General features: G+C 72.1%; 7 protein-coding genes and 1 pseudogene. 5 read left to right on the top strand and 3 right to left on the bottom strand.

What is annotated here, in order from left to right; all coding sequences use genetic code 11:
* Positions 1-137 precede the first annotated feature (137 nt).
* Positions 138-1,328, top strand: coding sequence for a pyridoxal phosphate-dependent aminotransferase (locus tag C1I98_RS31510; protein WP_111171011.1), 1,191 nt, complete (start codon positions 138-140; stop codon positions 1,326-1,328).
* On the opposite strand, the gene C1I98_RS31505 is transcribed toward C1I98_RS31510, so the two are convergent.
* Entirely contained in the window at positions 1,317-2,846 is a 1,530-nt protein-coding gene (locus tag C1I98_RS31505) for an MDR family MFS transporter (RefSeq protein ID WP_233508352.1), read from the bottom strand. The genes C1I98_RS31510 and C1I98_RS31505 overlap by 12 nt on opposite strands.
* A gap of 87 nt (positions 2,847-2,933) precedes the next feature.
* Here C1I98_RS31505 and C1I98_RS31500 point away from each other — a divergent pair, with 87 nt between their 5' ends.
* Entirely contained in the window at positions 2,934-3,515 is a 582-nt protein-coding gene (locus C1I98_RS31500; protein ID WP_158558259.1) for a TetR/AcrR family transcriptional regulator, read from the top strand.
* Positions 3,516-3,542: 27 nt separating this feature from the next.
* Here the strand turns inward: C1I98_RS31500 and C1I98_RS31495 are convergent, their stop codons facing one another.
* Together C1I98_RS31495 and C1I98_RS31490 are read right to left on the bottom strand one after the other, a co-directional pair.
* Entirely contained in the window at positions 3,543-4,553 is a 1,011-nt protein-coding gene (locus C1I98_RS31495) for a cation diffusion facilitator family transporter (RefSeq protein ID WP_111171008.1), read from the bottom strand.
* Positions 4,550-4,921 (bottom strand): ArsR/SmtB family transcription factor, encoded by a 372-nt coding sequence (locus C1I98_RS31490; RefSeq protein ID WP_111171007.1) that lies wholly within the window; start codon positions 4,919-4,921, stop codon positions 4,550-4,552. Before C1I98_RS31490 ends, C1I98_RS31495 begins: the two co-directional genes overlap by 4 nt.
* 217 nt (positions 4,922-5,138) lie before the next feature.
* Here C1I98_RS31490 and C1I98_RS31485 point away from each other — a divergent pair, with 217 nt between their 5' ends.
* From C1I98_RS31485 to C1I98_RS31475, 3 genes and pseudogenes are all read left to right on the top strand, one after another.
* Entirely contained in the window at positions 5,139-5,624 is a 486-nt protein-coding gene (locus C1I98_RS31485) for an amino acid kinase family protein (RefSeq protein WP_111171006.1), read from the top strand.
* A gap of 409 nt (positions 5,625-6,033) precedes the next feature.
* Positions 6,034-7,139 (top strand): annotated as a pseudogene (atzD, locus tag C1I98_RS45880) (cyanuric acid amidohydrolase).
* Between the two features lie 155 nt (positions 7,140-7,294).
* On the top strand, positions 7,295-7,777 hold a 483-nt coding region (locus tag C1I98_RS31475), incomplete at its 3' end, for an SseB family protein (RefSeq protein WP_111171005.1).

Genomic DNA, 7,777 nt, shown 5'->3' with positions numbered 1-7,777 from the left:
CCCGGCGCAAGCCCTGTTCCCACCGCGCCGCCGCCGGAGAAGGGCTACGAAGGGGTGGACGTACGGCTGCCGCTACTGGAGGTGTGCCTGTTCGGCTGAGCGGTGCGCGAAGGCGGTGGCCCGCTAGTCTGGCCGATGTGGATGAGCCTTTGATCGCGCGGATGCGAGAGTTCGGCACGACGGTCTTCGCGGAGATGACGGCGCTCGCCGTGCGCACCGGGGCGATCAACCTCGGCCAGGGCTTCCCCGACACCGACGGCCCGCCCGCGATGCTGGAGGCGGCGGTGCGGGCGATCCACGGCGGGCTCAACCAGTACCCGCCCGGACCGGGCGTGCCGGAGCTGCGGCAGGCCGTGTCCGCCCACCGCAAGGAGCACTACGGGCTCGACTACGACCCCGACGGCGAGGTTCTGGTCACGGTGGGCGCGACCGAGGCGGTCGCGGCGACGGTGCTGGCGCTGTGCGAGGCCGGCGACGAGGTCGTGGTCTTCGAGCCCTACTACGACTCCTACGCCGCGGCCATCGCGCTGTCCGGCGCGGTGCGCAGGCCCGTCACGCTGCGGCCGGTGGCGGGCCGGTTCGCCTTCGACCCCGATGAGCTGCGCGCCGCGGTCGGCCCGCGCACCCGGGCGATCCTGGTCAACTCCCCGCACAACCCGACGGGCACCGTCTTCACCCGCGACGAGCTGGCCGCCATCGCCGAGATCTGCCTCGACCGTGACCTGATCGCCATCACCGACGAGGTCTACGAGCACCTGACCTTCGACGGCGTCGAGCACGTTCCGCTGGCGACGTTCCCCGGCATGCGCGAGCGCACCGTGATGATCTCCTCTGCGGGCAAGACGTTCTCGGCGACCGGCTGGAAGACCGGATGGGTGTGCGCGCCGGGCCCGCTCACCGGCGCCGTGCAGGCGGTCAAGCAGTTCCTCACCTTCACCGCGGGTGCGCCCTGGCAGGTCGCGGTGGCCCACGCGCTGCGGCACGAGCTGGGCTGGGTGGCCGCCCTGCGCGACGATCTGCAGACCAAGCGCGACCGGCTGATGGACGGCCTGGCCGCGGCCGGGTTCAAGGTGCTGCGCCCGGCCGGCACCTACTTCGTGCAGACCGACATCCGCCCGCTCGGCTTCACCGACGGCCTCGCGCTCACCCGCGAGCTGCCCGGCCTGGCCGGGGTGGTGGCCATCCCCACCCAGGTGTTCTACGACCGCCCGGAGTACGGCAGGCAATTCGTCCGCTTCGCGTTCTGCAAGCGGGACGAGGTGATCGACGAGGCGGCCGCCCGCCTCGCCGCCCTCGCCGGGGCCGCGGCCCGCGGATCAGCGGGATGAGGACCGCAGCGGCAGCTCCTTGAGCGCGATGGCGGCGGCCGCGCCCAGCAGCGCGACCGGGACGCCGACCAGGAAGACCGTGTCCATCGCACGGGTGAACGCGTCCAGCACGATCTCCAGCACCGGGCCGGGCAGGCTCCGGATGGCGTCCGGCGCGCCGAGGTCGGGCGTGGCCTGACCGCCGGCCAGCGGGATGCGCGCCGCGGCCAGCCGTTCGGCCAGCTCGCCGCTCAGCCGGTTGGACAGGATCGCGCCGAACGCCGCGACGCCGAGTGCGCCGCCCAGCGAGCGGAAGAACGCCACGCCGGAGGTGGCGGAGGCCATGTCGGCGCGGGTGACCGCGTTCTGGGCGGCGAGCACCAGGATCTGCATGCACATGCCGAGCCCGATGCCGAGCACCGCCATGTCCAGCCCGATGATCACCAGCGACGTGCCGACGTGCAGCGTGGACAGCAGGAAGAGCCCCCCGGCCACCAGCAGCATGCCCACCACGGGGAAGATCTTCCAGCGCCCGGTGCGGGTGACGACCCGCCCCGAGGTGATGGAGGAGGTCAGCATGCCGAGCACCATCGGCAGCGTCATCAGCCCCGAGGCGGTCGGGGTCATGCCCTTGACGATCTGCAGGTACTGCGGCATGAACATCAGCGCGCCGAACATCGCCGCGCCGACGAACAGCGAGGCCAGGCTGGTCAGCACGAAGGTCCGGTCGGCGAACAGGCGGGGCGGCAGGATCGGCTCGGGGGCCCGGCGCTCGGCCAGCACCGCCCCGGCGAACATGGCCAGGCTGAACGCGCCCAGGCCGTACGTCCACGGCGAGTTCCAGGCGAACTGGTGGCCGCCGAGGGAGAGCATCAGCATCAGCGCGGTCGTGCCGCCGGTGATGAACGTGGCCCCCCACCAGTCGACCCGCGCGTCGCGGCGGTTCAGCGGCAGCTTGAGCACCTTCTGGATCACGATGAAGGCGACCACCGCCAGCGGCACGCTGATCCAGAAGCACCAGCGCCAGGACAAGTTGTCCACGATGAACCCGCCGAGCAGCGGCCCGGCGACGGTGGAGACGCCGAAGACCGCGCCGACGTAGCCGGTGTACCGGCCGCGCTCGCGCGGCTCGACCACGTCGCCCAGGATGATCTGGGGCAGCGCCTGCAGACCGCCCGCGCCGATGCCCTGTACCACCCTGGCCGCGATGAGCTGCGGCATGTCCTGGGCGAACCCGGCGCCGACCGCCGCCAGCGTGAAGATGACCAGGGAGACCTGGAACATCCGCTTCCTGCCGTACAGGTCGGACAGTTTGCCCCACAGCGGGGTGGAGGCGGTCATGGTGAGCAACGTCGCGCTGGCCACCCAGGCCAGCTGCTCCTGCCCGCCGAGCGTGCCGACGATGGTCGGCAACGCCGTCCCCACCACCGATGTGGAGATCATCGAGGTGAGCATGGCGAGCACCAGCCCGACGAGGATCTTCAGCACCTGTCTGTGCGTGAAGCGCGGCGCGACCGCGGCTTGCTCCTGTGTCAGCAAGGACCGACCCTTCCCCCTATTAGCTGTAGTATGCATATAAAAAGTAGTAGACGCCTGTTTACTCGTCAAATTCCGAAGGATGGTGCAGTGCCGGAAGTGACCCTTCATGACCGGCCAGAGCTGCCGCGACGGGACAAGGAGCGCACCCGTCGCCGGATCCTCGACGCCGCCGGGCCGTTGTTCGCCGAACTCGGCTACGAGCGGGTCACCATGCGGATGATCGCCGCGGCGGCCGGGGTCAACATCGCGCTCATCAACCGCTACTTCGGCGCCAAGCGGGAACTGTTCGCCCAGGTGCTCGCCCAGCAGGGGCGGTTCCCCGGCGTGCTCGACGGGCCGCGGGACGAGCTGCCCCGCAGGCTCGCCGAATACGTCGCCGACCGGCTGTGTTCCGGCGCCGGGAGCCCGGTCCTGGCCACGCTGTCCAGGTCCGCCGAGGCCCCGGAGATCCACGACCTGATCCGCGACCGGGTGGAGTCGGCCATCCTCGAACCGCTGCGGGCCCGGCTACCCGGCCCGGACACGCGGGTGCGCGCGAGCGTCGCGACCGCCCTCATCATGGGCGCGGGGACGCTGCGCCGGCTCTTCGGGCCCGAGGCGGCGGGCGGTCAGGACAGGGACGCGCTCGCCGACCGGCTCACCGTCGTCTTCCGCGCGTGCCTGTCATGAACGACTGCGTTGTACCGGACGGACGTACTAGGTCCGGATGTGCTCAGATTGGACCGCTTCCGGCTTCAGCGCGCTGACGATCAGGCAGCTCCGGCCGGGCACATGGTCCACCTGGAGCGTGGAGTGCTCGATGTGGAACCGGTCGTGCAGCAGGTCGGCGAGATCGCGGCGGACGTCGTGGCAGTTGCCGCCCGGCCGTACCGTGACGTGCGCCGACAGCGCGGGGAACCCGCTGGTCACCTCCCACACGTGCAGGTCCTGGACACCGGTCACGTCCGGGTGCGCGATCAGCGCCTCGATCAGCTCGGCCGGGACGATCCCCGCGGGGGCCGCCTCGAACAACACCCGGCCCGCGTCGCGCAGCAGGCCGTACGCCGCCTTGGCCATCAGGGCCGCGACCACCAGGGCGGCGATCGCGTCGGCCCGGCCCCAGTGGGTCACCCACACGATCACCCCGGCCGCGGCGGTGGCGATGAAGGCGTACATGTCGTTGAGGATGTGCTGGAAGGCACCTTCGACGTTGAGGCTCCTGCGGTCGGCCCGGGAGATCAGCCAGGTGGCACCGGCGTTGACCACGACGCCCGCCAGCGCGGTGCCGACCACCAGAGGCCCCATCACCTGCGGCGGGTGGATCAGGCGGTGTACCGCCTCGACGGCGAAGAACCCGACCAGCAGGACGAAGGTCAGGCCGTTGAGCGCGGCGGACAGGATCTCCGCGCGCTTCCAGCCGAAGGTGTAGGCCCCGCGGGCCGGGCGGGCGGCCAGCCAGATGGCGAGCAGCGCCAGCGCGATCGAGGCGGCGTCGGTCAGCATGTGGCCGGCGTCGGAGATCAGCGCGATCGAGTTGGCCAGCGCGCCGATCACCGCCTCCGCGGCCATGAACACCACCAGCAGGACGAGCGCGGCGGCGAGGTACCGCCGGTCGGACGTGGCGCTGTGGCCGTGGCCGTGCCCGTGCCCATGCCCGTGGCCGCGGCCAGGGGCGGCGTCGGGTCCACGGTGGCGGCCGTGGTGGCGCGCGGGGGGTTTCGACGTCAACGTGCCTCCCTCAGGTGCTCGCGGCTCAGGTCGAGCAGCATGCGGACATGGGCGTCGGACAGGCGGTAGTAGATGGTGCGCCCCTCCCGGCGGCTCGCCACCACCCCGGCCGTGCGGAGCAGGCGCAGCGCGTGCGACACGGCCGTGTCGGTGACCTGGACGGCCTCGGTCAGGTCGCACACGCACAGCTCTCCGGCCGCGAGCAGCGCGTACAGCAACTGCGCCCGGGTCGGGTCGCCGAGCAGCCGGAACATCTCCGCCAGCCGGTTCGCCTCTTCGGCGGTCACCTGCCGGTCATGGCGCGCCTGCGTCCCGGCCCCTTCCGGAGGTCTGGCGGTGCGGGAGTCCAGTGCGGTGACCACGTTCATCGCTGTCGCTCCTAACATCTGAACCAGGATTCAGAGATCAAGTCCGGCATTTCATGACAAGGCGGTGGTGGATCGGCCGTCGGCCGAAGGACACGCTCGCCGTCGGCGAGAATCGCCCACGCGCACCGTCCTTTCTCTGGCTAGCCTCACGCTGTGGGGGAACGGGTCCTGATCGCGCTCGGCGGCAACGCGCTGATTCGACCGCGGGTGGCGGCGCGTGGTCCCCTCCCCTGAGCCGCGCGAGATCCTCGACGCCGAGGCGGTGTCGGCGCTGATGGACCGGGGCTTCGTGGTGGTCGCCGTGGGCGGCGGAGGAGTGCCGGTGACCCGCGCGAAGGACGGCGGGCTGAGCGGGGTCGAGGCCGTCGTGGACAAGGACCTCGCGGCGGGGCTGCTGGCGCGTGCCGTACGGGCCACGGTGCTGGTGATCGCCACGAACGTGCCGCGCGCGGTCGCGGGGTTCGGTACCGCGGGGGCGCGGCCCATCGGCCGCGTCACCGCCGCCGAACTGCGCGCCCTGCAGGCCGCCGGGCACTTCGGCCGCGGCAGCATGGGGCCGAAGGCGGAGGCGGCGCTCCGGTTCGTCGGCAACGGCGGGTCCCGCGCGGTGATCGTCTCGCTGCGCGACCTCGGCCCGGCGCTCACCGGCCGGGCCGGAACGGTCGTGGTGCCGGGCGAGACGCCTGGCGAAAGCGCAGGGTAAGACCCAGGGCGCAGGCTGGAGCGCGGGCATGCCTCTCCCTTCCTTGGCCCGCATCGACGGAGATGTCCATGCGCTGCACCGCGAAAGGCTGCCCCGCCTTGGGGAAGGCGTGACGGAACCGGGCGGCGGTCGGAGGTCACCGACCTGATCGAAACGGGCTACGACGACGCGCGTAGCGACGATGCGCCCCTGATCGCCACCATGCGAGGGGCCACGCCCCCCAGACAGGACGTTCGCTCCCTCTCGCGGTGCCATCGTCTTTCCCGCCCGGGCCGGCGTCAAGGGCCCCTGTCACGGTGTGAGAAAGAGTAGTGTCCGCACGTTATGGACAGGCCGGTGAATCGCCGCCGCACCATGGGTAATTTCCGCCGGGGGGAAAGGCCCAGGCCGAGCGGAGGGGTGTGAGGGCATGCCGGATCCCATCGAGGTGCGCAAGGTCGCCATCGAGAGCGTGACCGACGCCTCCGGGCTCGCGGACCTGATCGACACGGGCGCGATCGAGGCCGATCGGGTGCTCGCCGTCATCGGCAAGACCGAGGGCAACGGCGGCGTCAACCACCACACCCGCATCCTGGCCGACCGCGCCTTCCGTGAGGTGCTGCTGTCGCGCGGCAGGCGCGCCGCGGACGAGATCGCGCAGGTCCCGCTGGTGTGGTACGGCGGCACCGACGGCGTACTGAGCCCGCACGCCACGATCTTCGCCACCGCCGATCCGGCGAGCGCGCCGCGCACGGACGAGCCCCGCGTGTCGGTGGGCGTGGCGATGAGCGAGGCCCTCCTGCCCGAGGACATCGGCCGCCCCGCCAAGTCATCAAGGTCGCCGCCGGGGTGGTCGCGGCGATGAAGAGCGCGGGCATCGACGACCCGGCCGACGTCCGCTACGTGCAGACCAAGACACCGCTGCTGACACTGGCCGCGATCAACGACGCCAGGTCCCGGGGCCAAAAGACGGTGACCGACGACACCGCCCTGTCCATGGACATCTCCAACTCCACGGCCGCCCTCGGCGTCGCCGTCGCGCTCGGCGAGATCCAGATGCCCGAGGCCGGTCAGATCCACCGCGACCTGTCCCTGTACTCCAGCGTGGCCTCCTGCTCCAGCGGCACGGAACTCGACCGCGCCCAGATCGTGGTGGTGGGCAACGTGCACGGCATCGGCGGGCGCTACCGCATCGGGCACGCCGTTATGCGCGACGCGCTCGACGCCGACGGCATCTGGGCCGCCATCCGCGCGAGCGGCCTCGACCTGCCGGAACGCCCCTACCCGAGCGACCTCGGCGACCGCCTGGTCAACGTGTTCCTCAAGTGCGAGGCCGACCCGTCAGGGCGGGTACGCGGGCGGCGTACCGTCCTCCTCGACGACTCCGACGTCCACTGGCACCGCCAGATCAAGGCCGCCGTCGGCGGGGTCGCCGCCGCCCTCACCGGCGACCCCGCCATCTTCGTCTCCGCCGCCGCCACCCACCAGGGCCCACCGAACGGAGCCCCGGTCGCCGCCATCTCCCGCCTCCCCTGACCCGCACATCAATTGGGGCCGGCCAGTACGGCTCCGGCCACGGGCCCTCTCGCTGTGGGTGCCTCGGGTGTGGTCGCCTCACGGCGGTGGGGCCGGTCGGCTCTGAACTCTGCCGTTCATCGGCGTACCGCCGGGAGCCGGTAGGCTCGCGGAACGTGCCGAGCATTCCGCGTCCACTGCTGCCCGACGACGACGGCGGGACCGACGCCGCGCTCTCCGCCGCCCTCCAGGCGTACGCCGAGGGTGGTACGGATGTGCGGGCGGTCATCGCGCCGCTGAGTACCGCGCGGCTGCTGGTGCCGGTGGTCGCCCTGCTCACCGAGGCCGAGGTGGGCGAGCACGGCCTCAAGCAGGAGAAGGAGAGCGTGATCGCGCTGCCCAAGCTGGTCGGGCAGGACGGCAGGGAGGCGGTGCTCGCCTTCACCGGGGCCGAGACGCTGGCGCTGTGGCGGCCCGACGCCCGGCCCATCCAGGCCACCGGGCCCCAGGTCTGCCAGGCGGCCCTCCAGGAGCGGGCCGCCGCCGTGGTCATCGACGTCGCCGGTCCGGCGAGCTTCGTCATCGAGGGCACCCTCCTGCACACTCTCGCCGCCCTGCACGGCCCGGCCGACCAGGTCGCCGACCGCCTCGCCGCACAC

The sequence above is a fragment of the Spongiactinospora gelatinilytica genome, assembly GCF_003236385.1.
GTDB classification, from domain to species: Bacteria; Actinomycetota; Actinomycetes; order Streptosporangiales; family Streptosporangiaceae; genus Spongiactinospora; species Spongiactinospora gelatinilytica.
This window is presented reverse-complemented; position numbering and strand designations above follow the sequence as displayed.

Coding starts and splice junctions, on each gene's coding strand:
- C1I98_RS31490 (WP_111171007.1), bottom strand. CDS start 4,921: ATGAACGTGGTCACCGCACTGGACTCCCGCACCGCCAGACCTCCGGAA.